Source organism: Burkholderia sp. BCC1996 (assembly GCF_905339955.1).
GTDB lineage: Bacteria > Pseudomonadota > Gammaproteobacteria > Burkholderiales > Burkholderiaceae > Burkholderia.
This window is the reverse complement of record NZ_CAJPHM010000015.1, coordinates 14,135-37,478: the sequence shown is the minus strand read 5'-3', so window position 1 is coordinate 37,478 and position 23,344 is coordinate 14,135. Positions and strand designations below refer to the sequence as shown.

General features: G+C 67.9%; 24 protein-coding genes and 1 pseudogene. 15 read left to right on the top strand and 10 right to left on the bottom strand.

What is annotated here, in order from left to right:
- Positions 1-62: 62 nt before the first annotated feature.
- From U4Z64_RS21875 to denD, 8 genes are all read left to right on the top strand, one after another.
- Positions 63-1,136 (top strand): GlxA family transcriptional regulator, encoded by a 1,074-nt coding sequence (locus tag U4Z64_RS21875; RefSeq protein WP_124485107.1) that lies wholly within the window; start codon positions 63-65, stop codon positions 1,134-1,136.
- Between the two features lie 313 nt (positions 1,137-1,449).
- On the top strand, positions 1,450-2,154 hold the full coding sequence (locus tag U4Z64_RS21870; RefSeq protein ID WP_321821068.1) for a FadR/GntR family transcriptional regulator: 705 nt from the start codon (positions 1,450-1,452) through the stop codon (positions 2,152-2,154).
- 76 nt (positions 2,155-2,230) lie between these two features.
- Positions 2,231-3,121 carry an L-threonate dehydrogenase gene (gene ltnD, locus U4Z64_RS21865; protein WP_321821067.1) on the top strand — a complete coding sequence of 297 codons (891 nt, stop codon included), beginning with the start codon at positions 2,231-2,233 and terminating at the stop codon, positions 3,119-3,121.
- A gap of 19 nt (positions 3,122-3,140) precedes the next feature.
- The gene (otnK, locus tag U4Z64_RS21860) at positions 3,141-4,427 is read left to right on the top strand and encodes a 3-oxo-tetronate kinase (RefSeq protein WP_321821066.1); all 1,287 of its coding nucleotides are present in this window, start codon (positions 3,141-3,143) and stop codon (positions 4,425-4,427) included.
- Entirely contained in the window at positions 4,427-5,065 is a 639-nt protein-coding gene (locus tag U4Z64_RS21855) for an aldolase (protein WP_321821143.1), read from the top strand. Before otnK ends, U4Z64_RS21855 begins: the two co-directional genes overlap by 1 nt.
- 140 nt (positions 5,066-5,205) lie before the next feature.
- The gene (locus U4Z64_RS21850; protein ID WP_124666863.1) at positions 5,206-6,531 is read left to right on the top strand and encodes an MFS transporter; all 1,326 of its coding nucleotides are present in this window, start codon (positions 5,206-5,208) and stop codon (positions 6,529-6,531) included.
- A gap of 59 nt (positions 6,532-6,590) precedes the next feature.
- Positions 6,591-7,367: a 2-oxo-tetronate isomerase gene (gene otnI, locus U4Z64_RS21845; protein ID WP_044844421.1), complete on the top strand. Its 777-nt coding sequence runs from the start codon at positions 6,591-6,593 to the stop codon at positions 7,365-7,367.
- Between the two features lie 28 nt (positions 7,368-7,395).
- Complete coding sequence (gene denD / locus U4Z64_RS21840) at positions 7,396-8,367, top strand: D-erythronate dehydrogenase (protein ID WP_321821065.1); 972 nt, start codon at positions 7,396-7,398, stop codon at positions 8,365-8,367.
- A gap of 79 nt (positions 8,368-8,446) precedes the next feature.
- On the opposite strand, the gene U4Z64_RS21835 is transcribed toward denD, so the two are convergent.
- Positions 8,447-9,535: a lysylphosphatidylglycerol synthase domain-containing protein gene (locus tag U4Z64_RS21835; RefSeq protein ID WP_321821064.1), complete on the bottom strand. Its 1,089-nt coding sequence runs from the start codon at positions 9,533-9,535 to the stop codon at positions 8,447-8,449.
- Entirely contained in the window at positions 9,532-10,701 is a 1,170-nt protein-coding gene (gene hpnI, locus U4Z64_RS21830) for a bacteriohopanetetrol glucosamine biosynthesis glycosyltransferase HpnI (RefSeq protein WP_321821063.1), read from the bottom strand. Before hpnI ends, U4Z64_RS21835 begins: the two co-directional genes overlap by 4 nt.
- A gap of 250 nt (positions 10,702-10,951) precedes the next feature.
- Here hpnI and U4Z64_RS21825 point away from each other — a divergent pair, with 250 nt between their 5' ends.
- Together U4Z64_RS21825 and U4Z64_RS21820 are read left to right on the top strand one after the other, a co-directional pair.
- On the top strand, positions 10,952-11,266 hold the full coding sequence (locus U4Z64_RS21825; RefSeq protein ID WP_321802216.1) for a hypothetical protein: 315 nt from the start codon (positions 10,952-10,954) through the stop codon (positions 11,264-11,266).
- Positions 11,267-11,336: 70 nt separating this feature from the next.
- Positions 11,337-11,864 carry a cytochrome b gene (locus U4Z64_RS21820; protein WP_044844427.1) on the top strand — a complete coding sequence of 176 codons (528 nt, stop codon included), beginning with the start codon at positions 11,337-11,339 and terminating at the stop codon, positions 11,862-11,864.
- Positions 11,865-12,130: 266 nt separating this feature from the next.
- On the opposite strand, the gene U4Z64_RS21815 is transcribed toward U4Z64_RS21820, so the two are convergent.
- Both U4Z64_RS21815 and U4Z64_RS21810 read right to left on the bottom strand, forming a co-directional pair.
- A complete protein-coding gene (locus U4Z64_RS21815; RefSeq protein WP_257774678.1) occupies positions 12,131-12,409 on the bottom strand; it encodes a DUF4148 domain-containing protein in 279 nt (92 codons plus the stop codon).
- 71 nt (positions 12,410-12,480) lie between these two features.
- Entirely contained in the window at positions 12,481-12,825 is a 345-nt protein-coding gene (locus tag U4Z64_RS21810) for a DUF4148 domain-containing protein (protein WP_044844429.1), read from the bottom strand.
- Between the two features lie 205 nt (positions 12,826-13,030).
- Between U4Z64_RS21810 and U4Z64_RS21805 the strand changes: the two genes are divergently transcribed.
- On the top strand, positions 13,031-13,720 hold the full coding sequence (locus U4Z64_RS21805; protein ID WP_044844430.1) for an aspartyl/asparaginyl beta-hydroxylase domain-containing protein: 690 nt from the start codon (positions 13,031-13,033) through the stop codon (positions 13,718-13,720).
- Positions 13,721-13,748: 28 nt separating this feature from the next.
- On the opposite strand, the gene U4Z64_RS21800 is transcribed toward U4Z64_RS21805, so the two are convergent.
- A complete protein-coding gene (locus tag U4Z64_RS21800; protein ID WP_321821062.1) occupies positions 13,749-14,690 on the bottom strand; it encodes a LysR substrate-binding domain-containing protein in 942 nt (313 codons plus the stop codon).
- A 78-nt stretch (positions 14,691-14,768) separates the two neighbouring features.
- Between U4Z64_RS21800 and U4Z64_RS21795 the strand changes: the two genes are divergently transcribed.
- From U4Z64_RS21795 to U4Z64_RS21785, 3 genes are all read left to right on the top strand, one after another.
- The gene (locus U4Z64_RS21795; RefSeq protein WP_321802282.1) at positions 14,769-15,167 is read left to right on the top strand and encodes a nuclear transport factor 2 family protein; all 399 of its coding nucleotides are present in this window, start codon (positions 14,769-14,771) and stop codon (positions 15,165-15,167) included.
- A 144-nt stretch (positions 15,168-15,311) separates the two neighbouring features.
- A complete protein-coding gene (locus U4Z64_RS21790; protein WP_044844433.1) occupies positions 15,312-15,581 on the top strand; it encodes a MoaD/ThiS family protein in 270 nt (89 codons plus the stop codon).
- Positions 15,582-15,637: 56 nt separating this feature from the next.
- Positions 15,638-16,786, top strand: coding sequence for an exo-alpha-sialidase (locus U4Z64_RS21785; protein WP_321821061.1), 1,149 nt, complete (start codon positions 15,638-15,640; stop codon positions 16,784-16,786).
- Between the two features lie 50 nt (positions 16,787-16,836).
- Here U4Z64_RS21785 and U4Z64_RS21780 read toward each other — a convergent pair whose 3' ends face one another.
- Entirely contained in the window at positions 16,837-17,760 is a 924-nt protein-coding gene (locus tag U4Z64_RS21780; RefSeq protein WP_257774663.1) for a LysR substrate-binding domain-containing protein, read from the bottom strand.
- Between the two features lie 189 nt (positions 17,761-17,949).
- Between U4Z64_RS21780 and U4Z64_RS21775 the strand changes: the two genes are divergently transcribed.
- Positions 17,950-18,375, top strand: a complete 426-nt coding sequence (locus U4Z64_RS21775; protein ID WP_321821060.1) for a PACE efflux transporter — start codon at positions 17,950-17,952, stop codon at positions 18,373-18,375.
- Between the two features lie 136 nt (positions 18,376-18,511).
- On the opposite strand, the gene U4Z64_RS21770 is transcribed toward U4Z64_RS21775, so the two are convergent.
- From U4Z64_RS21770 to U4Z64_RS21755, 4 genes and pseudogenes are all read right to left on the bottom strand, one after another.
- On the bottom strand, positions 18,512-19,459 hold the full coding sequence (locus tag U4Z64_RS21770) for a choline ABC transporter substrate-binding protein (protein WP_044844437.1): 948 nt from the start codon (positions 19,457-19,459) through the stop codon (positions 18,512-18,514).
- Positions 19,460-19,569: 110 nt separating this feature from the next.
- Positions 19,570-20,571 carry a GlxA family transcriptional regulator gene (locus tag U4Z64_RS21765; RefSeq protein WP_044844438.1) on the bottom strand — a complete coding sequence of 334 codons (1,002 nt, stop codon included), beginning with the start codon at positions 20,569-20,571 and terminating at the stop codon, positions 19,570-19,572.
- 117 nt (positions 20,572-20,688) lie between these two features.
- Positions 20,689-21,585, bottom strand: coding sequence for a choline ABC transporter permease subunit (gene choW / locus U4Z64_RS21760; RefSeq protein WP_044844439.1), 897 nt, complete (start codon positions 21,583-21,585; stop codon positions 20,689-20,691).
- Positions 21,578-22,989: pseudogene (locus U4Z64_RS21755) on the bottom strand (quaternary amine ABC transporter ATP-binding protein); the annotation flags it as partial. The pseudogene U4Z64_RS21755 and the gene choW, both read right to left, overlap by 8 nt.
- Positions 22,990-23,344 lie beyond the last annotated feature (355 nt).

Here is a 23,344-nt window from a genome sequence, read left to right as displayed (position 1 = left end):
GCGCCCGCAAGCAGAGTGCAACAAGTGAGACCCGCCTTCCCGGCGTGACGAGATTGACCGCGATGACACCCGACGTACCCGCTTTCCCCCTCGCCGAACCTGCGCCGCGGCGCATCCGCTTCGGCATCGTGCTGCTGCCGAACTTCACGCTCACGGCCTTCTCGGGTTTCGTCGACATGCTGCGGCTGTCGGCCGACGACGGCGACTACAGCAAGCCGGTGCGCTGCGCGTGGAGCGTGATCGGCGAAACGCTGGCGCCGGTGCGCGCGAGCTGCGGGATCCAGATCACGCCGTGGGAAACCTTCGAGAGCGCCGAGCCGTTCGACTACGTGGTCGTGGTCGGCGGGCTGCTGCATTCGGGGCCGCAAGCCGGCCCCGAAACGCTCGAGTTCGTGCGCCGCGCGGCGGCGGACGGCGCGACGGTCGTCGGCATCTGCACGGGCGTGTTCACGCTGATGCGCGCGAACGTGCTCGACGGCTACCGCACCTGCGTGAGCTGGTTCCACTACTGGGATTTCATCGAGCGCTTCCCGAACGCCGATCCCGACCTGCTGATTGCCGACCGCCTGTTCGTGATCGACCGGCGCCGGATCACCTGCTCGGGCGGCCGTGCGTCGATCGACGTCGCCGCCGCGATCCTGCTGCGCCATTTCGACCATGCGACCGTGCAGAAGGCGCTGCGCATCCTGCTGGTCGGCGAGATGCAGAAAGGCAATGCGCCGCAGCCGCATCCGCCGGGCCTCGAGCCGGCCACGCATCCGAAGGTCAAGCGCGCGATTCTCCTGATGGAACAGCATGTCGGGCGCGCGCTGCCGCTCGAGGAGCTCGCGTGCAAGCTGGACATGTCGACCCGCCAGCTCGAGCGGCTGTTCAAGGCCGAGACGGGCAAGAGCCCGCAGGCGTTCGCGAAGCAGGTGCGGCTGCGCACGGCCGCGTGGCTGCTGACCAGTTCCGACCGCACCGTCGCCGATATCGCGTCGAGCTGCGGGTTCGCCGACGCGTCGCATCTCGGCCGCGAGTTCCGCAAGCAGTTCGGCGTGCCGCCGGCGACGTATCGCGAGCGCGGCGGGGAAGTCGCGGAAGGCGGTATGTCGGCGGCGACCGATCCCGATCCCGTGGAAGACATCGCCGACTGATTGACGATCGCGCGCGCCGCCGGCGCGCGGCTTCGTTCTTCGTTCTTCGTTCTTCGTTCTTCGTTCTTCGTTCTTCGTTCTTCGTTCTTCGTTCTTCGCCCTTCGCCTCGGCCCCGCCGTTCGCCGTTCGCCGTTCACCCTTCGCCCGCCAACCGCACATCGAACCCGGCACGATCGCCACATTTCCCCGCCATCTGGAACCGGTTCCAATCCATTTGACCGACGTTGCAACCCATTGATCGAGGGTTATTCCGGATGCTGACGCACCTTCAAATTTGTATGATGACCACATCACATTACAAACCAGAGCGCCATGTTCGAGAAAATTCCCGCCCGTGCGATGAGCGACCACGTCGCACAGCAACTGCTGAAGCAGATCGAAGCCGGCAGTTTCTCGGCCACCGGCAAGCTGCCGACGGAAGCCGTTCTCGCGCAGGAATTCGGCGTGAGCCGCACCGTGATCCGCGAGGCGATCTCGCGCCTGAAGAACGAAGGCGTGGTCGAGCCGCGCCAGGGCAGCGGCGTGTACATGAACCAGCACGGCGCGATCCGGCCGCTGCGGATCGACTACGCGGAAGCCGTCGAGGCGAGCTCGCTGCCGCACCTGCTTGCGGTGCGCCGCGCGATCGAGGCTGAAGTCGCGGCCGAAGCCGCGCTGCATCACACCGCCGACGACATGGCCGACATCGACGACGCGCTGCGCAAGATCGACGACGCGGTGGCCGAAGGGCGCGACGGCGTCGCGGAAGACGTCGCGTTCCACCGCACGATCGCGGCCGTTACCGGCAACCCGTATTTCCTGAAGACGCTGCAGTTCCTGAACCAGTACCTCGAGGCCGGCGTGAAGGTCACGCGGCGCAACGAAGCGACGCGCGAGGATTTCTCGCGGCAGGTGCGCGAGGAGCACGCGGCGATCGCCGACGCGATCCGCGCACGCGACCCGATGGCAGCGCGCAACGCGGCGCGCACGCACATGTACAACGCCGCGCGCCGCCTCGCGGAAGCCGGCATCTGTTGATGAACGAATGCGGCGGCCCGGGCCGAACCGGCGCCGTCGTTGTCCCGAACCTTTTCCGAATCGATCAAGGTTGACCATGTCACGAAATGTTGGAGTCATCGGCCTCGGCGCGATGGGCCTCGGCGTCGCCCGCTCGCTGCTGCGCGCGGGGTTCCGCGTGCACGCCTGCGACGTGCGCGACACCGTGCTGCAGGCATTCGCGGCCGAAGGCGGCGTGGCCTGCGCGAACCCGGCCGAACTCGGCGCGCAGTGCGACGTCGTCGTCACGCTCGTCGTCAATGCCGCGCAGACCGAAACGGTGCTGTTCGGCGAGCACGGCGCGGTCGCGGCGATGAAGCCGGGCGGCGTCGTGATCGCGAGCGCGACCGTCGCGCCCGACTTCGCGGTCGCGCTCGGCACGCGCATCGAGGCCGCAGGCCTGCAGATGCTCGATGCGCCGGTGTCCGGCGGCGCCGCACGCGCGGCCTCCGGCGAGATGACGATGATGACGTCGGGCCCCGCCGCCGCGTATGCAGCTTGCGACGACGTGCTCGCCGCGATCGCCGGCAAGGTGTATCGCCTCGGCGACGCGCACGGCATCGGCTCGAAGGTGAAGATCATCAACCAGCTGCTGGCCGGCGTGCATATCGCGGCGGCCGCCGAGGCGATGGCGCTGGGCCTGCGCGAAGGCGTCGATGCCGACGCGCTGTACGACGTGATCACGCACAGCGCCGGCAACTCGTGGATGTTCGAGAACCGCGTGCCGCACATCCTGAATGGCGACTACACGCCGCTGTCGGCCGTCGACATCTTCGTGAAGGATCTCGGCCTCGTGCTCGATACCGCGCGCCGCAGCAAGTTCCCGCTGCCGCTGTCGGCCACCGCGCACCAGATGTTCATGAGCGCATCGAGCGCCGGCCACGGCGGCGAGGACGATTCCGCCGTGATCAAGACTTTCCCCGGCATCACGCTGCCGCCCGCCCGCTGATTCGAACGACGTTCCCGCCATGACCGCTTCCGCTTCCCGCCCCCTGCTCGGCTGCATCGCCGACGATTTCACCGGCGCGACCGATCTCGCGAACATGCTCGTCAAGAGCGGCATGCGTACCGTACAGACGATCGGCGTGCCCGCCGGCGGCACCGCAGTCGATGCCGACGCGATCGTCGTCGCGCTGAAGTCGCGCACGATTGCCGCCGCCGACGCCGTCGCGCAGTCGCTTGCCGCCTACGAATGGTTGCGCGCGCAAGGGTGCCGCCAGTTCTTCTTCAAGTACTGCTCGACGTTCGATTCGACCGACGCGGGCAACATCGGGCCAGTGGCCGACGCGCTGCTCGATGCGGCCGGCGGCGACTTCACGATCGCCTGCCCGGCGTTCCCGGAGAACGGCCGCACGATCTATCGCGGCCACCTGTTCGTCGGCGACGTGCTGCTGAACGAATCGGGGATGGAGAACCACCCGCTCACGCCGATGAAGGACGCGAATCTCGTACGCGTGCTGCAGCGGCAGACGAAGTCGCAAGTCGGCCTGATCCGCTACGACACGATCGCGCTGGGTGCGGCCGCCGTGCGCGAGCGGATCGAGCAGCTGCGCGCGGAAGGCGCGCGCTTCGCGATCGCGGACGCGCTGTCGGATCACGACCTCTACGTGCTCGGCGAAGCGTGCGCGGGCCTGCCGCTCGTGACCGGCGGCTCGGGCGTCGCGCTCGGCCTGCCCGCGAATTTCCGCCGCGTGGACCAACTGCCCGAGCGCGACAACGCGGCCTCGCTGCCGCAGATCGACGGATCGTCGGCGGTGCTCGCCGGCAGCGCATCGAAGGCGACCAACGCACAGGTCGCCGCGTGGCGCGAAAGCCGGCCGAGCTTCCGGATCGATCCGCTCGCGGCCTCGCGCGGCGAACCCGTCGTCGACGCGGCACTCGCGTTCGCACGCTCGCACCTGCCGCAGCCCGTGCTGATCTACGCGACCGCGACGCCCGATGAAGTGAAGGCCGTCCAGCACGCGCTCGGCGTCGAAGCGGCCGGCCATCTCGTCGAAAGCACGCTCGCGGCGATCGCCCGCGGCCTGCGCGACCTCGGCGTGCGCAAGTTCGTCGTCGCCGGCGGCGAGACGTCCGGCGCGGTCGTGCAGGCGCTCGACGTGAAATCGCTGCAGATCGGCGCGCAGATCGATCCGGGCGTGCCGGCGACGGCCACCGTCGACGCGCAGCCGCTCGGCCTCGCGCTGAAGTCCGGCAACTTCGGCACGGTGGACTTTTTCGACAAGGCGCTGCGCGCACTCGACGGAGCCGCATGATGAGTCACGAAGCGACACTGCGCGAAGAGATCTGCGTCGTCGGCGCGAGCCTGTATGCGCGCGGCCACGCGGTCGGCAGCGCCGGCAACATCAGCGCGCGCCTGGACGACGGCTGGTTGATCACGCCGACCGACGCGTGCCTCGGCCGCCTCGACCCGAACGACATCGCGAAGGTCGGCCTCGAAGGCCAGCCGGTATCGGGCGGCAGGCCGTCGAAGACGCTTGCGCTGCATCGCGGGATCTACGCGCGCAACGCGCAAGCGCACGGCATCGTCCATACGCATTCGACGCACCTCGTCGCGCTGACGCTCGCGGGCGTGTGGCGCGACACCGATGTGCTGCCGCCGCTCACGCCGTACTACGTGATGAAGGTCGGCCACATTCCGCTGATCCGCTATCGCCGCCCCGGCGACCCGGCCGTCGCGGCCGAAGTCGCGGCGCTCGCCGACCAGGTGCGCGGCGTGCTGCTCGACCGCCTCGGCCCGGTGATGTGGGGTCCGTCGGTGTCACACGCATCGTATGCGCTCGAGGAACTCGAGGAAACCGCGCGGCTGTGGCTGATGACGGACCCGAAGCCCAAGCCGCTGTCCGACGCCGCGCTCGACGAACTGCGCCAGGCGTTCGGCGCGCGCTGGTAACGCAACGCATCGCGCATTCGAATCACGCAGGACTCCGTAACGATTCCCATGCCCGCCGTGTGCGCGGGCCCTTCCGTCAGCACACACACACGATCCGGCGGCCTACGCGCCGCCGGCACACGACATCTCTGGAGACGACGATGACTGCTCTCGACGCGGCCGCAAGCCGCTCGCCCGCCGCGCCCGCCCAATCGGGCGAGCTCGACCGCACCTACAGGAAAGTGTTCTGGCGCATCGTGCCGTTCCTGATGCTCTGCTACGTGGTCGCGTATCTCGACCGCGTGAACGTCGGCTTCGCAAAGCTGCAGATGTCGCAGGACCTCGCGTTCAGCGAAACCGTGTTCGGCCTCGGCGCCGGCATCTTCTTCCTCGGCTACTTCCTGTTCGAGCTGCCGAGCAACCTGCTGATGCACCGCATCGGCGCGCGCATCTGGATCGCGCGGATCATGATCACGTGGGGCCTGCTGTCGGCGGTGTTCGCGTTCGTGAAGACGCCGACGCAGTTCTACGTGCTGCGCTTCCTGCTCGGTCTCGCGGAAGCCGGCTTCTATCCGGGCGTGATCCTCTACCTCACGTACTGGTTCCCGTCGCATCGGCGCGCGAAGATCATCGCGGTGTTCATGTCCGCGATTCCGGTGTCGGGCATCTTCGGCAACCCGCTGTCCGGCTGGATCATGGAGCGCTTCCACGGCGGCTCGGGCTTTCACGGCTGGCAATGGATGTTCGTGATCGAAGCCGTGCCGGCGCTGCTCGTCGGTATCGCGACGATCCTGTATCTCGACAACGGCATCCGCAGCGCGAAGTGGCTCGACGCGCGCGAGAAGCAGCTGCTCGAGGACGAAATCGCCGCGCAGCCGCAGGAACAGCAGCAGCACGGCCATTCGCTGAAGGCCGTGTTCGCCGACCCGCGCATGTGGTGGATGTCGTTGATCTACTTCGCGTTCGTCACCGGCCAGTACGGCCTCACGTTCTGGATGCCGACCCTCGTCAAGTCGACCGGCATCACCGATACGCTCCAGATCGGCCTGCTGTCGGCGATCCCGTTCGTCGTCGCGATCGTCGTGATGAACCTGTTCGGCCACAGCGCGGACAAGCGCCGCGAACGCCGCTGGCACCTGATCGTGCCGGCGCTGATGGGCGCGGTCGGGTTTGCGGTCGCCGCGTCGTACTCGCACAATACGGCGGTGTCGATCGTGTTCCTGTCGCTCGCGGCGGGCGGCGTGCTGACCTGCGCACCGCTGTTCTGGTCGCTGCCGACCGCGTTCCTCGCCGGCTCCGCCGCGGCCGCCGGGATCGCGATCATCAACTCGGTCGGCAACCTCGCCGGGTTCGCGAGCCCGTACGTGATCGGCTACCTGAAGGACGTCACGCACAGCACGTCGTCCGGCATGTACGTGCTGGCCGGCATGCTCGTGATCGGCGCGATCGCCGTGTGGCTCACGCCCGCGAAACTCGTGAACCGCTGACCCTTCATTCGACGCGGGGCGCCGGGCGCCCCGCCCCATTCATTCACCGGACCGCTGCCATGCCCCGCTTCGCCGCCAACCTCTCGATGATGTACACCGAGCACGCGTTCCTCGAACGCTTCGCCGCTGCCTCGCACGACGGCTTCAAGGCCGTCGAGTACCTGTTCCCGTACGACTTCGCCGCCGAGGACATCCGCGCGCGCCTCGACGCGCACGACCTCGAGCAGGCGCTGTTCAACGCGCCGCCCGGCGACTGGGCCGCCGGCGAACGCGGGATCGCATCGCTGCCGGGCCGCGAGGACGAGTTCCGGCGCGGCATCGACCAGGCGCTCGACTATGCGCGCGTGCTCGGCAACAAGAAGCTGCACGTGATGGCCGGGATGGTCGCGCCGGGCGCAGACCGCGCGCGCCATCGCGACACCTACGTGGCGAACCTGCGGCATGCGGCGCAGGCGGCCTCCGCGCACGGCATCACGATCCTGATCGAGCCGATCAACCAGCGCGACATGCCCGGCTATTTCCTGAGCCGCCAGGACGATGCGCACGACATCCGCGCGGAAGTCGGCGCGCCGAACCTGAAGGTGCAGTTCGACTGCTATCACTGCCAGATCGTCGAGGGCGACCTGGCGATGAAGCTCAAGCGCGATTTCGCGGGCATCGGCCACATCCAGATCGCCGGCGTGCCCGAGCGTCACGAGCCGGACATCGGCGAACTCAATTACCCGTATCTGTTCGCGCTGATCGACGCGCTCGGCTACGACGGCTGGATCGGCTGCGAGTATCGCCCGAAGGCCGGCACGTCCGAGGGCCTCGGCTGGCTCAGGCCGTACCTGTAATTTCCGCATTCCTCAGAGGGCAAAGAACATGAAAGTACTGATCACCGGCGGCGCCGGCTTTCTCGGCCAGCGTCTCGCGCGCAAGCTGCTCGAACGCGGCGAGCTGACCGGCCCCGACGGCCGGAGCAGCAGGATCGACGAGCTGGTGCTGCTCGACGTCGTCGAGGGCAGCGATTTCGGCGACGCGCGCGTGACGTCGATCGTCGGCGACATCGCCGATCGCGCGGTGCTCGAAAGCGCGATCGACACGCAGACAGGCGCGATCTTCCACCTCGCGGCGATCGTTAGCGGGCAGGCCGAAGCCGATTTCGATCTCGGCATGCGGATCAACCTCGACGCATCGCGCACGCTGCTCGAAGTGTGCCGCGCGCGCGGCCATCGTCCGCGCGTCGTGTTCACGAGTTCGGTGGCCGTCTACGGCGGCGTGCTGCCCGACGTCGTGCGGGACGATACCGCGCTGAATCCGCAATCGTCGTACGGCGCGGAAAAGGCGATCGCCGAGCTGCTGCTGTGCGACTACGCGCGCCGCGGCTTCGTCGACGGCCGCGTGCTGCGGCTGCCGACCATCAGCGTGCGGCCGGGCCGCCCGAACGCGGCTGCGTCGTCGTTCGCGAGCGGCATCATTCGCGAGCCGCTGAACGGCGAGGAAAGCGTGTGCCCGGTGCCGGGGTCGACGCGGCTGTGGCTGCTGTCGCCGCGCGGCGCGATCGACGCGCTCGTCGCCGGTTGCGAGCTCGACAGCGACAAGCTCGGCAACAAGCGCGTGATCAACCTGCCCGGCCTGTCGGTGTCGGTCGACGAGATGATCGCGGCGCTGCGCGAAGTCGCGGGCGACGAGGTCGTGAAGCTGATCCGCCATGCACCGGACGAACGCGTCGAAAAGATCGTCGGCAGCTGGCCGGGCCGCTGGGACACGACGCGCGCGGAAGCGCTCGGGCTGAAGGGCGACACGTCGTTCGCGGACGTCATCCGCAGCCATCTCGCCGACGAACGGCGTTGACGGCCGCGCCGCCCGGCAGGCAAGCGACCGCCCAGGCGTCGCTGCCGCCTGCCCGGCAGGCCGGCAACGTCGGGCTGCATCAGCGCGGCCCGGCGGACTCCCCGACGTGCATCGATGCGCGCTTCGCGCCGGATGGCGAGCGCGCCGCGCCGGCCGCATGCTGCCACGCGAGCAATCCGGGCAGATAGAACAGCAGATCGCGCACTCGTCGCGCGCCGGCGAGCGCCAGACAGGTCGGCGCGTCGAACCCGAGCAGCCCGCCGATCAGCACGAACCCGCCCTCCTGCACGCCCAGCCCGCCCGGCATCAGGAACGCGATGCTGCTCAGCAGCTGGATCAGCGCTTCGATCGCGAGCGCCTGGGCGAACGTCGGATCGGCGCCGAGGAAACGCAGCGCGAGCCAGATTTCCAGTGCATAGCCGGCGAACTGCAGCGTCTGCCAGATCACCAGATAGCGGACGACGATACCCGTCTTGCGCCAGATCACAAGGATCGACTGATCGGTGCGTGCCGATTCGCCGACCAGCGCCACCACCTTGCCGCTCGTGACGCGGTTGACCACGCGCATCGCGCGCTCGAACGGCCGCGCGTGCTGAACCAGTGCGAACAGCAGCAGCACCGGCACCAGCGCCGCCATGCCGATGGCGAGGCGCGCGGCCACCTGCGCGGCATCGGACGATACGTGTTCGAGCACGTAGCCGATCGCGACCAGCGCGAACACGAGCTGGCTGATCAGCGTCAGCTGCATGTCGGCGACGAGGCTCGCCACGGCGGTCGCCGGGCGTACGCCCACCTGCCGCAGCAGGCCGAACGACACGATCTCGCCGCCGATTCGCGCGACCGGCAACAATCCGTTGATCGATTCGCGGATCCACACGAGCTGGAGCATCGTCGCGAACGACGGCCGGCGCGGGCCGCGGATCAGCATCCGCCAGTCCCACGCATTCGCGAGCATCGGCAGGATGTGGGCCAGCGCGGCGACCAGCAACCCGGCGCCGGCGATCCTCAGCCGGTGCAGGATCTCCAGCGGATGCTCGCGCCAGACCAGCCACACCGCGAGCACCAGCCCGGCCAGCGCCGCCGCGCGCCCCGCTTGCCGCAGGCGCGCGTCGCGACGCGCGGACCACCGGTCCGCGCCTTCGAGGTCGGCATGCGTGTCGTGCGTCATGATTTCCCCGCGGGCGACAGCAAGCCCTCGCGGTCGACGCGAAAGCGCGTGCCGCGCCAGACGACGTGCGACGAGAAGAAGCTCGACACGAACACCACGAACTGCAGGAAATCGACGAACGGCAACCAGAGCGCGCCGCGCAGACCCGCGCCGGTGGCGCGGCTCGTCTTCGACATCAGCAACGCCCGCGCGACGAGCGCCGCGAACGCCAGCCCCCAGGCGGCGAGCGTGCCGCCGGAAAACAGCACAGCCAGCACCGCCAGCGGAAACGGGTGCATCAACACCGACCCGGCATGACCGAGCCGGTCCGCCGCGCGGATCGTGCAGCTCCAGCGCAATTCGTGCGCGTACAGCGTGGCGAACGTCTCTTCGACACAGGCGTGCCCGACGACCAACGGCGGGACGACGACCTGCGCGCCGACCTGCCGCACCGCTTCGCCGAGCGCGTGATCCTCGGCCAGGTGATGCGCGAAACGCGCGAGCCCGCCGATGCGTTCGAGCGTCGCGCGCGTGATCGCAATCGTCTGGCCAAAGCACGGACGGGCACGCCCGATGAAAAGCCCGGTGATGACGCCTGGCAGGAAATGGTAGTTCGTCATCGCGACGGCGACACCGGGCCAGAAGCCCGGCGACGCGATGCCGCGATACACGCTCGTCACGATGCCGACTTCCGGCTGCTGCAGCGCGCCGACGACGGCACGCAGATATTCGCGCTCGACCAGCACGTCGCTGTCGGCAAGACACAGCACTGAATGTTCCGCGTGTTCGAGCATGTTGACGAGATTCGCGATCTTGCGGTTCGGCCCGTACAGTCGCGCGTCGGCGACGACCTTGATGTTCGCGTCCGGATGGCGCCTGCGCAACGTTTCGACGGCCGCAAGCGCCGCGTCGCCCGCATCGTGCACGCCGAACAGATGCTGTACCGGCCCCGGATAATCCTGCACGAAGAAGCTTTCGAGATGCTGTACGAGATTCCATTCGTCGCCGTGCAGCGGCTTCGCGACGGTCACGCCCGGATAATCGCACGGCACCGCCCGCGCGCGGGAAAAGAACCGGCCGACCAGCACGCTGGCCGTGACCGTGTAGGCAATGCCGAGCAACACGCCCAGTCCGCATGCGATCGACATTGCGCCGGCCAGCGCGTGCAGCAGATGCAGCAAGATCATGCTTCTCCCCAGTGGTGGCCCAATGACCGCGACGCGCCGGCCGGCACGCGCGAACGCGCGCTCACCCGGACACGCCGCCGTGTCGATTCCCGTTGAGCCGGATATCAAGGACGACCAACCGACGGTACGCGCAATCAGATGACACGACTACCGTGCGGCGATCGATTCCGGTCACGCGCACTAGCCGCGAACGTCCGCGGCCCTGAACGCCGCGTGGGCCACCTTACGGGCCGACAGGATCGCGGTCGCGATGACGGTCCGGATGCGGAATGTCATCGCCGTGAAAGACGCTTCGGGTACGCTCGGCGCAAACAGCGCAACCGGCACGACACATCCCCTGGTGGCGCTCGCAACCGACGATCCGGCGCACCACCAGCCCGGTAGCGGGCCCGGGCTGTCGATCGTCGGGCGCATCGCGCGATGGTTCGGTGGCCGCGTGCGGTTCGGGCACGGCATCGGCGGATACGGCCCCGGCGTCGCGATCGTGTTGCCGTCGGCCGACGCCGCCCGGGTCGAGAGCGCACATGCGTCACGGGGCGAATCCGATGCGCAGCCGAACGCTTAACGTTTTGTTAAGGATTCGGCCGTAGAATCCTCCGGAAGATACGGTCCCCACCCGCTTGCCAGGAGCTTTCATGTCTACCTCCGCCCGATACGACGCAGTCGCACGCCTTCTCCACTGGCTGATCGTGGCGCTCGTCGTCGCGCAGTATGCGATCGGCTGGACGATGCCCGACGTGCATCGCGATACGCAACCGGTCGGCCTGATCGCCGCGCACCTGATCGTGGGCACCGCGCTGCTCGCCGCGATGGCTTGCCGCGTGCTCTGGCGCGTGACGCATCGTCCGCCCGCCGACCAACTGTCGCCCGCGATGCGCGCCGTGTCCGGCGCAACGCACTTCGGGCTCTACGCGCTGCTGATCGTGGTGCCGTTGCTCGGCTGGATCAATGCGTCATCGCGTGCCTGGGCCGTGACGCTGCTCGGCATCGTGCCGCTGCCCGCGCTGTCGGCGGCCGGATCGGGATTCGGGCATGCGATGGGCGACGTGCACGGCATCCTCGCGTGGGTGCTGTTCGGCGGCATCTGCCTTCACGTCGCGGCCGCGGTCGCGCATCGTTTCATCCTGCGCGACCAGGTCATGCAGCGGATGATGCCCTGGTAATCCCGCCGCCGGCATCCTTGCGCGCCATCGCGGACAGCAGTCCGGCGATCGCGGATCGCATCTCGCCCGCATCGCCGCTCATCCCGCGATCCACCTGCGCGCCCAACGGAATCGGGCAACGAGACGATCGCGGCGCCGCGCGAAGCGGCGCGCGATCGACGGCCTGGCCGTCCGTGCCGTTCGACCGGGCCGCGTGCCGCGAACGGCATGCGTATCGCCATACCGCGAACACGACGGCCTGAAGACACACACGTACATGTCGGCTCCTAGTTGCCGGCCTGCGCCGGCATGACGGAGGCCGGCGCAGGCGCGGCGGCCGAAGCCGCCATCCTCGCGCGATCCTGCTCGGCGAGCTTCGCCTGCGCGGCCTGAATGTCCGCCGGATATTCGCCGTCGTCCCCCTTCGACGGATCGTACCCGGCCGCTTCCAGACGAATCAGCTCCTCGCGAACCTGGGCACGCGTGAGCGGCGCATTCGATTGCGCGAATGCGGACTGACCGGAGATTGCGCCGATCATCATCAGTAGTGCGATATAAGTTTTCATCATCAACTCCTTCAATGTTGCGTGCCGATCAACCTTCGTGAATATCGAACCCGCCGCGGCGGTCCGCTGCGTCAGCTTCCGAAATACGGCGTGCAAAAGCTCTCGGGGCCGACGCATGCGGCCGGGCGCGGACGGGTCGGTTGCGCCGCCGGCCTGCCCGCATCGGACGTCCCCGCCGGATCGCCGCCGACCGCGGTTTCGGCCTGATGCCGAGGCAGCTGCCCGGCCTGCTGCTGGAACAGCGGGCTTACGTCCGGATACGACGTATCGGTCACGAAGCGCAGCCCGTTGGTTTCGGCGTCGATCAGTTGCTGCCTGACCTGCGCGCGCGTCAGTGCCTGTGCCGACGCAGGCGTCGCGACACTCGCGACGGACATCGCCGCCACCGTGGCGGCCACCAGCCAATGCGTATTCATGCTCCACTCCTTCGGAAGTCAACGAAACGAGGTGCTACACCCGTATGACGACGCGGGGCGTACGTTTATTCCCGGAATGCCGGAGCGCTCGCACCGGACCTTCATCGATCTGTCATTCTTTCGTCAGCCGGCGTAACCTGACGTAACGCAGGCCCCACCGCGCGTGGGGCAGACTGACGACACCTTGTGGATCGCCCCTTCGATCATGTCCGTCGCTTACGACTATGCAGCCGGCCTGCTTCGCACGCTGTACGACCGCCATCTCGACGGCGGCGCCGTGCTCGATACGGCCGCGTTTCCCGACGCCGAGCGATTCGTTCGTGCGTGGCCGGCCATTCGCGCGGAAGCGCTGGCCGTCGCGCGCGATCTGCCGCGCATCCCGCGCTTCCACGAGATCATGCGCGAGCAGCACGACATCTCGGCCAACGATGCGCGCGACTGGCGGATGTTCATCATGCAGGCTTACGGCCAGCCGTTCCCGCGCAACCTGTCGCGCTGCCCGACCGTCGAATCGATCGTCGCGGCGTCGCCGGACGTGCTGTCCGCATCGCTGTCGTTCCTCGCGCCCGGCAAGCACATCCCGCCGCATCGCGGGCCGTTCCGCGGCATCCTGCGCGGCTATCTGGTGCTGTCGATGCCGAAGCGCGCGGATGGCACGCCGGCCGCCGTGCTGAAGGTCGACGGCCGCGACTACCGGCTCGACGAAGGCTGCTTCCTGCTGTGGGACGACACCTTCGTGCACGAAGTGTGGAACGACAGTGACGAAGTGCGGATCGTGCTGCTGCTCGATATCCGCCGACGCGGCATGCCGCGCTTGCTGATGTGGCTGTCGAATGCGGTGATCGGCGTCGTGCGGCTCGGAATCAGGGTGCGGGGGCGGTCGATTCCGGTTTAGCAACCCGCCCGGCGCACGCGCGTTGCGGTCAATCCTCGCGCGCAAGCCGCGTCAGCACCTCGGTGAGCGCTTGAATCGCGGGTTGAGCGGCGCGCTGCACCGGGTACACGAGGTAATAGCCCAGACCGTTGCGCACCACCTCCGGAAACGGCGCGATCAGCGCGCCGGCTTCCAGCCGATCCGCCGCCATGCGCGGATCGCCGATCGCGACGCCGTGCCCGTCCGACGCGGCCGTCAATGTCAGCTCGAGCGTATCGAACACGAGCCCGGTTCCCGGGTCGACCTGCGTTGCGCCGACGGCGTCCAGCCAGCATCGCCATTCGTCGCGATTGCTGGCGGGATGCAGCAGTGTCGCCCGCGCGAGATCGGCGATCGACTTCAACGCCGCGCCCGTCTCGCGCGTACACATCGGCGTGAGGCATTCGTCGAACAGCGGCACGGCCACCATGCCCGCCCAGCTTCCGCTGCCGCGCACGACGATCGCATCGAAACCGGCGTCGGTGAAATCCGGCGTGTCGTCCGCCGACGTGTGAATGCGCAACTCCGTGCGCGGCAACGCATGATTGAGCGCCGACAGCCGCGGCAACAGCCAGCGAATCGCGAACGTGGAGGGCAAGCGCAATGTGAGGGTCGACGCGGCATGCGCATGCGCGCGCGCGTGTTGCGCCAGTTGCGAGAGTACGTCGACGGCTACCGTCAGCAATGCGCCGCCTTCCGCGGTCAACGTCAATCCCGACGCATGACGAACGAACAACGCACACCGGTAATGCGCTTCCAGTTGCTGCACCTGACGGCTCACCGCACCCTGGGTCCGGCACAGATGCTCGGCCGCGCGGTTGAAGCTGCCGAGTTCGGCGGCGGCGACGAACGCCTGGAATGCCGTCAGCGGCGGCAGCGCACGGGTGAGATCCGCGAGCGGATATGCGCGGGCCGCATACCCGGGTTGCGGATTATTCGTTTGTTCGGTCATCGCTGCATCGCTATCGTGGTTGAACCGGTTCGCGACGGCTGTCGTGGCTGGCTCGTCAACAATCAGCGGAGAAATACCATGGTCTCGTCGTCCGACGCACTATACACGCGGCAGGTCGATACCTACCTCAAAGCGCTCGAGAGCGGCGACGTCGCCGCGATCTGCGCATTGTTCACGCCGGATGCGCAGATATTTTCGCCGTTCCTCGGCTGGATGTCGCCACTGCCCTTCTTCGAGAAAGTCGCGGCGGCTTCCGGACAAAGCCGGATCACGCCGATCGACATCTGCGTCAGCGCCACGGGCGCACGTCGGGCCACCGGCTATTTCGTCTACGACTGGGGACTGAAGGACGGCACCGCGGTGCAATTCGAGTGTGTCGACGTCTTCGAATTCGACGACGACGCGCGCATCGAGCGCATGATCATCGTCTACGACACCTATCCGATCCGCAGTACGGTCGGCGACAAGTACGCATAGCGCATCGACGGGATCGGGCGCCCCGGCCATTGCGCGGCGCAGCAACGTCGCCGCGCCGCCGGCCGTACGGCAATGTCGCTGCCGGCCCGATCGATCGCCTACACTACAGACCGTCCCCCCGCACGGCTCCTGCCAGCCACCGCCATGGCACACCTCTTCTTCGCGGCGTCGATCCAGCGCCATATCGACACGCCCGAGCGCGACATCGACGCACGGACGCTCGGCGAAGCGCTCGAAACCGTCTTCGGCGAACAGCCGCGGCTGCGCGGCTATATCGTCGACGACCAGGGCGCGCTGCGAAAGCACCTGTCGGTGTTCATCGACGGCCAGCCGGTACGCGACCGGCAACATCTGTCCGATCCGCTCGGCAACGGCAGCCGCGTGTACGTCGTGCAGGCGCTGTCCGGCGGATAAAGGGACGCATCGCCATCCAAACGAGCGCGCGGCCGCGCCCACAGGAGACATCCGACATGAACGATCGACTGCTCGTCGCGACCCGCAAGGGCCTGTTCGTGCTGCACGCCGACGGCAACGGCGGCTGGGCGCTCGGCGAGCCGCACTTCGTCGGCGAACCGGTCAGCATGGCACTGGCCGACCCGCGCGACGGCACGCTGTATGCGGCGCTCAATCTCGGCCATTTCGGGGTCAAGCTGCACCGCAGGCGTGCCGGTGCCGCCACATGGGAAGAATGTGCGGTCCCCGTCTATCCGCCGCAGCCCGCCGACGAACCGCGCGCCGACGTCAGCGCCCATGCCGGCACCGGCGACGCGCACGACGAAGCGCCCGCCCCGCCCCGCCCGCCGTGGACCCTTCAGCAGATCTGGTCGCTCGAAACCGGCGGCGCGGACGAACCGGGCGCATTGTGGGCCGGCACGATACCGGGCGGCCTCTTCCGCTCCGATGACGGCGGCGATTCGTGGGCGCTCAACCGCCCGCTGTGGGATCGCCCGGAGCGCCCCGAGTGGTTCGGCGGCGGCTACGATGCGCCGGGCATCCATTCGGTGATGGTCGATCCGCGCGACAGCCGGCACGTGACGATCGGCATCTCGTGCGGCGGCGTCTGGCAGACCTTCGACGGCGGCGCGACCTGGCGGGTCAGCGCCGACGGCATGGAGGCCGACTACATGCCGCCCGAGCGGCGCGGCGAACCCAACGTGCAGGACCCGCATCGCGTCGTCCAGTGCGCGGCCAACCCCGACGTACTGTGGACCCAGCATCACTGCGCGATCTTCCGCTCGACCGACGGTGCCTCGCACTGGCAGCGGATCGAAGCGCAGCCGTCGAGCTTCGGCTTCGCGGTCGCCGTGCATCCGGCAGACCCCGACACTGCGTGGTTCGTCCCCGCCGTGAAGGATGCGTGCCGGATTCCGGTGAACGGCCGCTTCGTCGTCACGCGCACGCGCGACGGCGGCCGCAGCTTCGAGAGCCTGTCGAACGGGTTGCCGCCTGCGCCGGCCTACGATCTCGTGTATCGGCACGGGCTCGCGGTGGACGACACCGGCACGCGTCTCGCGATGGCGTCGACGACGGGCGGGTTATGGACCTCCGCGGACGGCGGCGAAAACTGGCGGCAGGTCTCCGCGCATTTGCCACCGGTGTATTGCGTGCGCTTCGGATAACGAACGACGCGCACGCAGCGCGCGCCGACGGCAAGCACCCGCGCGTTGCTTTACGTCGGCGGCGCGATCCGCGCGACCGCGTCGCGCGTCTGCACGATTTCCGCTTCAAGCCAGTCGAGAAACCGCCGGACCCGCGGCTCGCGCTCTCGCCCGGGCCGGCACAGCGCGACGAAACGCGCGCCGGCGAGCCGCACCGATGCATCGATCGGCGTCAGCGCGTCGCGTTCGACGTGCTCGGCGGCCAGCACCGAACTGAGCAGCCCGACACCCTGCCCATGCAGCACGGCCTGCAGCGCGTAATGCTCGTCGTCGTAATGACGGAACACCGCGCGCTCGAGCCATGCTTCGCGGCCGGCCGCACGGCACCACGACGCCCAGTCGACCGACACGGGAAGCGGCGTATCCCAGGTGGTCTCGATCAGCTCGATACGCTCGTTCGCGCGCCCGACGTCGAGGCCGCGCGCCGCATACGCGCCGAAATACTCGTCGATCAGCGCGATCTCGTGCAGCGCGGGAAACGTGCGCGACGTCGCGCGGATCGCGAGATCGACCCGCGCGTCGCGTTCGAGATCGACGAGCGCGTTGCCGGTTTCCACCTTGATGTGCAACTGCGGATCGACGCGCCGGAACCGGCCGAGCCGCGGAATCAGCCACATCGCGGCGAACGCGGGCGTGGTGGTCAGCACCAGCGTGCGCGCATCGGCCGTCGCGGGCCGCAGCGCATCGAGCCCGCGGCTCATGCCGAGCAGCGCGTCGTGACACGCGCGAAACAGTTGCTCGCCCTCGTCCGTCAACCGCACGCCGCTCGCGCCGCGCTCGAACAGCAGCACGCCGAGCCGGCTTTCGAGCGACTTGATCTGATGCGACACGGCCGCCGGCGTCACGGACAGTTCGTCGGCGGCCGCCTTGAACGTGCCGAGCCGCGCGCACGACTCGAATACACGCAATGCGGTCAGGGGAATTTTCGAGAACACGACGCCTCGCGGGCCGGATCCGGCCGGGTTGAATTCGATTCAATCCGCGTGAGATTAGGTGAATTGAGGCACGCGCGCAACGCGGGTAGCCTTCCGGGACGTCGCGGCACGGCGGCCGCTGCACGCAGCAGCGGCCAACCCACCGCCCAACCATCGACGAACCGACGACCGTCGAACCGGAGAACCAACGTGCAAGGCCTACCGCGCAGGATCACGCAGGCGCTGCTCTACGAAGCGATCGCCATTTCCTGCATCGCGCCCGCGATCGCGGCGTTCTTCAAGCAGGGTCTGGTCTATTCGGGCGCGCTGTCCGCGACGATGTCGGCGATCGCGCTGCTGTGGAACATGATCTTCAACGCGCTGTTCGAGCGCTGGGAAGCGTCGCGCCGGCAGCCTGCGCGCACGCTCGCGCGACGGATCCTGCATGCGACCGGCTTCGAGGGCGGGCTGATCTTCATCCTCGTGCCGGTCGTGTCGTGGTGGCTCGACATCTCGTGGTTCGACGCGTTCGTCGTCGACATCGGGCTGTTCGCGTTCTTCTTCTGCTACGCGTTCGTGTTCCAGTGGGCGTTCGATCGCGTGTTCGACGTGCCGGCGGCGACGAAGGAATCGTGACGGGTGTTCGCGGCCCGGCTGCGCGCCGATCGACGCGCAGCCCGAAAGCAACGCGGCCCGCCCGCACGATACGGGAGGGCCGCGTTTCATCACGCCGGCGCGCCGCCTTCGGCGAGCGCGCCGGTCACGTCGACGCTCAGTGCACGCCGAGATACGCCTTCACCGCCGGCAGGCCCGGCTTGCCGTCGAGCGTCGTCACGCCGGCCAGCCACTTGTCGAGCGCCTGCGGGTTCGCCTTCAGCCACTCGGCGGCGGCCTTGTTCGGGTCTTCCTTGTTCATGATCGGCAACATCACGTGGTTCTCGATCGACGTCGTGAACTGCAGGTTCGACACGAACTTCGCGACGTTCGGGCAACGCTGCGCGTAGTCCGGCGGCGTGGCCGTCAGCACCTTCGCCTCGCCGTAGTTCGGGCCGAACACGTCGTCGCCGCCGCTCAGGTAGTCGATCTTCATCTGCACGTTCATCGGATGCGGTTCCCACCCGAGGAACACGATCCACTGCTTGTCGCGGATCGCGCGGTTCACCTCGACCAGCATCCCGGCCTCGCTCGACTCGACCATCTTGAACTTGCCGAGGCCGAACTGGTTGCCGTCGATCATCTTCTTGATCAGCAGGTTGCCGTCGTTGCCCGGTTCGATCCCGTAGATCTTGCCATTGAGCTTGTCGGCGTACTTCTGGATGTCGGCGAACGACTTCAGGCCGCCCTGGTACACGTAGTCGGGCACCGCGAGCGTATATTTCGCGCCGGTCAGGTTGGGCGTGGCGAGCACCTTGATCGTGCCGGCCTTCGTGAACGGCTGGATGATCGGGTCCATCGTCGGCGACCAGTAGCCGAGGAACACGTCGATCTGCTTGCTCTTGATGCCCGCAAACGTGATCGGCACCGACGCGATCGTCTTGGTCGGCGCGTAGCCGAGCCCCTGCAGCATCGTCGCAGCAAGGCCGGTGGTGGCCGCGATGTCGGTCCAGCCGACGTCCGCGAAGCGCACGTTCTTGCACACGGGCGCGTCAGCCGCATAAACCGCCGACATCGGCGCGGCCATCCCGATCCCGCATACCGCTGCGATCAATTGGCGCTTCATCTGTCTTCTCCTCAAAGTGACGTCGTTTTTCATGGGGGCGGGATCGATGGTTGAAGCCGCGCGCCGCGATCCCGGCGGCGTCGCGGACCGAATGGTTCGCGCGGGTTGCGTCAGCGCCCCGGCAACCGTCGCTCGTAGCTCGGCGCGTGACCGAACTGCGCGCGATACGCCTTGCTGAAGTGACACGGCGAATGGAATCCGCACGTCGTCGTCACGCGCGCGATCGACGCATCCGTCGTGCGCAGCAGGTCGCGCGCGCGTTTCAGCCGCAGCGTCAGGTAATAGTGAGTGGGCGACACGTTCAGGTACACCTTGAACATCCGCTGCAGGTGACGCTGCGACAGCCGCACGAGCCGCGCGAGTTCCTCGAGCGACAGCGGCTCCTCGATGTTCGCTTCCATCAGCCGCACGACCTCGATCAGTTCCGCGCGCGAGAAGCCGACGCGCGCATCGACGGGAATCGGCTGCGTATCGGTCGAGCTGCGGATGCGTTCGAGGATGAACTGCTCGGACACCTGCGCGGCGAGCTGCTGGCCGAAACGCATGCCGACGAGATTCAGCATCAGGTCGAGCGGCGCGGTGCCGCCGGTGCAGGTGAGCCGGTCGCGATCGACGACGAACAGTTCGTCGGCGAACCCCACCTGCGGAAACTCCGCATGCAGCGCGGACAGGTTCTCCCAGTGCACGGTGCAGCGATAGCCGTCGAGCAGGCCACCAGACATCAGCGCATACGCACCGGTGCAGATGCCGCCCAGCGGCAGCCCGCGTTCGGCGAGCGCCGCGAGCGTGTCGCGCGCGCCGTCGTCGACCACCTCGCGGATGTGAATCCCGCCGCACACGATCATCACGTCGGGCAGGTTCGTGTAGTCGAGCGCCTGGGTCGGCCGCACCGCGATGCCGTTGCTGGCCCGCACGGGGGCGCCGTCGAGCGAATAGATCGACCACTGGTAGTGATCGGCACGCCCGACGTAGTTCGCCATCCGAAGCACTTCGACCGCGCTCGAGAACGCGATCATCGAGAAGTGCGGCAGCGTCAGGAAGCCGAAATGGGCAAGGGACGAAACCGGTGAAACGCGAGCGGCGGGCACGGCGGCAGCGGCGGCGGACGTCACATCGAGCTCCTGGCGAACGGTTGAGCAGGTTGCACGCAGCCAGCCCCGTGGCAAACGCCACGGAAGCCGGTATCGAATCGGAAGAGGCGGCCGGAAGTCGAACCGGCCGCCGGTTGCTTACGCTTGCGCGGGCGCGGCCTTCGCGCGGAACAGCTGCTTCAGGCCCGAGAACAGCGGTGCTTTCGCGGTGCCCGGCGCGCGGCCGAAGCTCTCGGTGATGCGGTCGAGAATGATCGCGAGCAGCACGACCGACAGACCGCTTTCGAAGCCGAGGCCGATGTCGAGGCGCTGGATACTTGCGAGCACGTCGTTGCCGAGGCCGCCCGCGCCGACCATCGACGCGATGATCACCATCGACAGCGCCATCATGATGGTCTGGTTCACGCCCTGCATGATCGACGGCAGCGCGTTCGGGAACTGCACCTTGTACAGCAGCTGCCACGGCGTGCAGCCGAATGCCTGGCCGGCTTCGACGATCTCGCGGTTCACGTGACGGATGCCGAGGCTCGTCAGGCGCACGGCCGGCGGCATCGCGAAGATCACCGTCGACAGGATCCCCGGCACGCGGCCGAGACCGAACAGCATCGCGGCCGGAATCAGGTAGACGAACGCGGGCATCGTCTGCATCAGGTCGAGGATCGGACGCACGATCGCGGCGACCCACTTGCTCTTCGCGGCCCAGATGCCGAGCGGAATGCCGAGCACGAGGCTGATGATCGTCGACGACAGCGTGAGGCCGAGCGTGATGACCGTCTGATCCCAGAAGCCCGTCGCGAAGATCAGCAGCAGCGACGCGGTGGTGAACAGCGCGAAGCGCCAGCCCACGCGCCACAAGCCGACGCCGATGAAGATCGCCATCATCAGCCACATCGGGATCGCCTGCAGGCTGTGCTCGACGAAGGCGGCGAGCCCCTCGATCGCGCGGCCGATCGCATCGAACGTCGCCGCGTCATGATCGAGCAGGTAGTGAACGGACTGGTCGACCCAGGTACCGAGCGGAATCATTTCAGACATGGGAGCCTCGCGAACGCGTGATGGCCTTCAGGATAAGAGCGCGGTCGACCGAGCCGCAGTAGCAGCCGTCGTCGTCGACGACGGGCAGTGCATTCGGGCTCGCGACGACGCGCGCGACGACATGTTCGAGCGACGCATCGCGCCGGATGCTTTCGATCGGCCGCACCGACGGCGTGTCCTGACCGATCGCCTCGCGCGTGACGAAGCCGCGGATCTTGCGTGCGGCGTCGAGCACGAACGCATATTCGGCACTGCCGTTCAGCGTCGCCGCGACGTTCGCGGCGTCGCACTTCGACATGGTCGGCACGGCGCCCGTCTGCATCAGGTCGCCCGCGGTCAGATAGCGGCTCGTGTCGATGCCGTCGAAGAACGCGCGCACGTAGTCGTCGGCCGGGTTCGCGATGATGTCCTGCGGCGTGCCGACCTGCACGAGCCGGCCGCCTTCCATGATCGCGATGCGGTTGCCGATGCGCAGCGCCTCTTCCAGATCGTGCGACACGAACATGATCGTGCGGCGCTGCTCCTTCTGCAGTTGCAGCAGCACGTCCTGCATTTCGCGGCGCTTGAGCGGATCGAGCGCGGAGAACGCCTCGTCCATGATCATCAGCGACGGGTTCACGGCCAGCGCGCGGGCCAGGCCGACGCGCTGCTGCATGCCGCCCGACAGCTCGGACGGCAGCTTGTGCGCGAACGGTGCGAGGCCGACCTGCTCGAGCACCTCCATCGCACGGCGTTCGCGTTCCTTCTTGCCGACGCCCGCGACCTCGAGGCCGAACGCGGCATTCGACACCACGGTGCGATGCGGCATCAGCGCGAACGACTGGAACACCATGCTCATGTCCTTGCGGCGCAGCGCGGTCAGCGCCGAGCGGCGTGCCGACGCGACGTCGAGCCCGTCGATCAGCACCTTGCCGGCGCTCGGATCGACCAGCCGGTTCACGAGGCGGATCAGCGTGGATTTGCCGGAGCCGGACAGGCCCATCAGCACGAATATTTCGCCTTCCTGCACGTCGAACGAAACGTTGTGCACACCGACGACCTGACCGGTACGCTTGAGCACATCGTCTTTCGTTGCGCCGGCGGCGAGCATGTCGAGCGCCTGCTGCGGGTTGCTTCCAAATACCTTGCACAGACCTTCGACTACGACCTTGGGGGCATCCATCGAAACCTTCTCCTCGTGTAGCGGGGACTCACGCGTGTGACTCAACGTGCCTACATAGTTGCCAGAAAAAACCCCGACCTGCCGACGAATTACGACAAACGCTTGCGCAAATACGACACACCCCGCAGGCCCGCCCGGCGGGGCGCGGCGCTCGGCGGCCCCCGATTGCGGCGACGCAATACGCGCACAGCCAGCAACGGCGGGCATCGCGGGCGTGACTTGTGCGCAGCAGCGCGACGCGCGAGCGGCGGCGTTTTGCGACAACCCGCAAAAACCGCGCGTCGCTTTACGACAATTCCACGTCCGATCGGACCGTCTCGCCTGCCCGGCGCCGGCAAAAAGAATGGTCGTACGAAAACAGGCGCCGCGAACGCGCGACAGCCATGCTTCGCGACCCGCCCGCAACCCAGAAAATCCCCCATGGCCATTGTGATACATTCCGGCAAACACGCCGATCGCGACGTCGCCGCGCGCCTTGCGCATGGTGCTGCGCCGGCAGTCCGCGCATGCCGGTTCGCCTGCCGGCCATACGGAAACAGCCTCGATCGCGCCGCGCGACGATCGAAGGACGATAACGAAATGAGAGAGGGAGCAAGG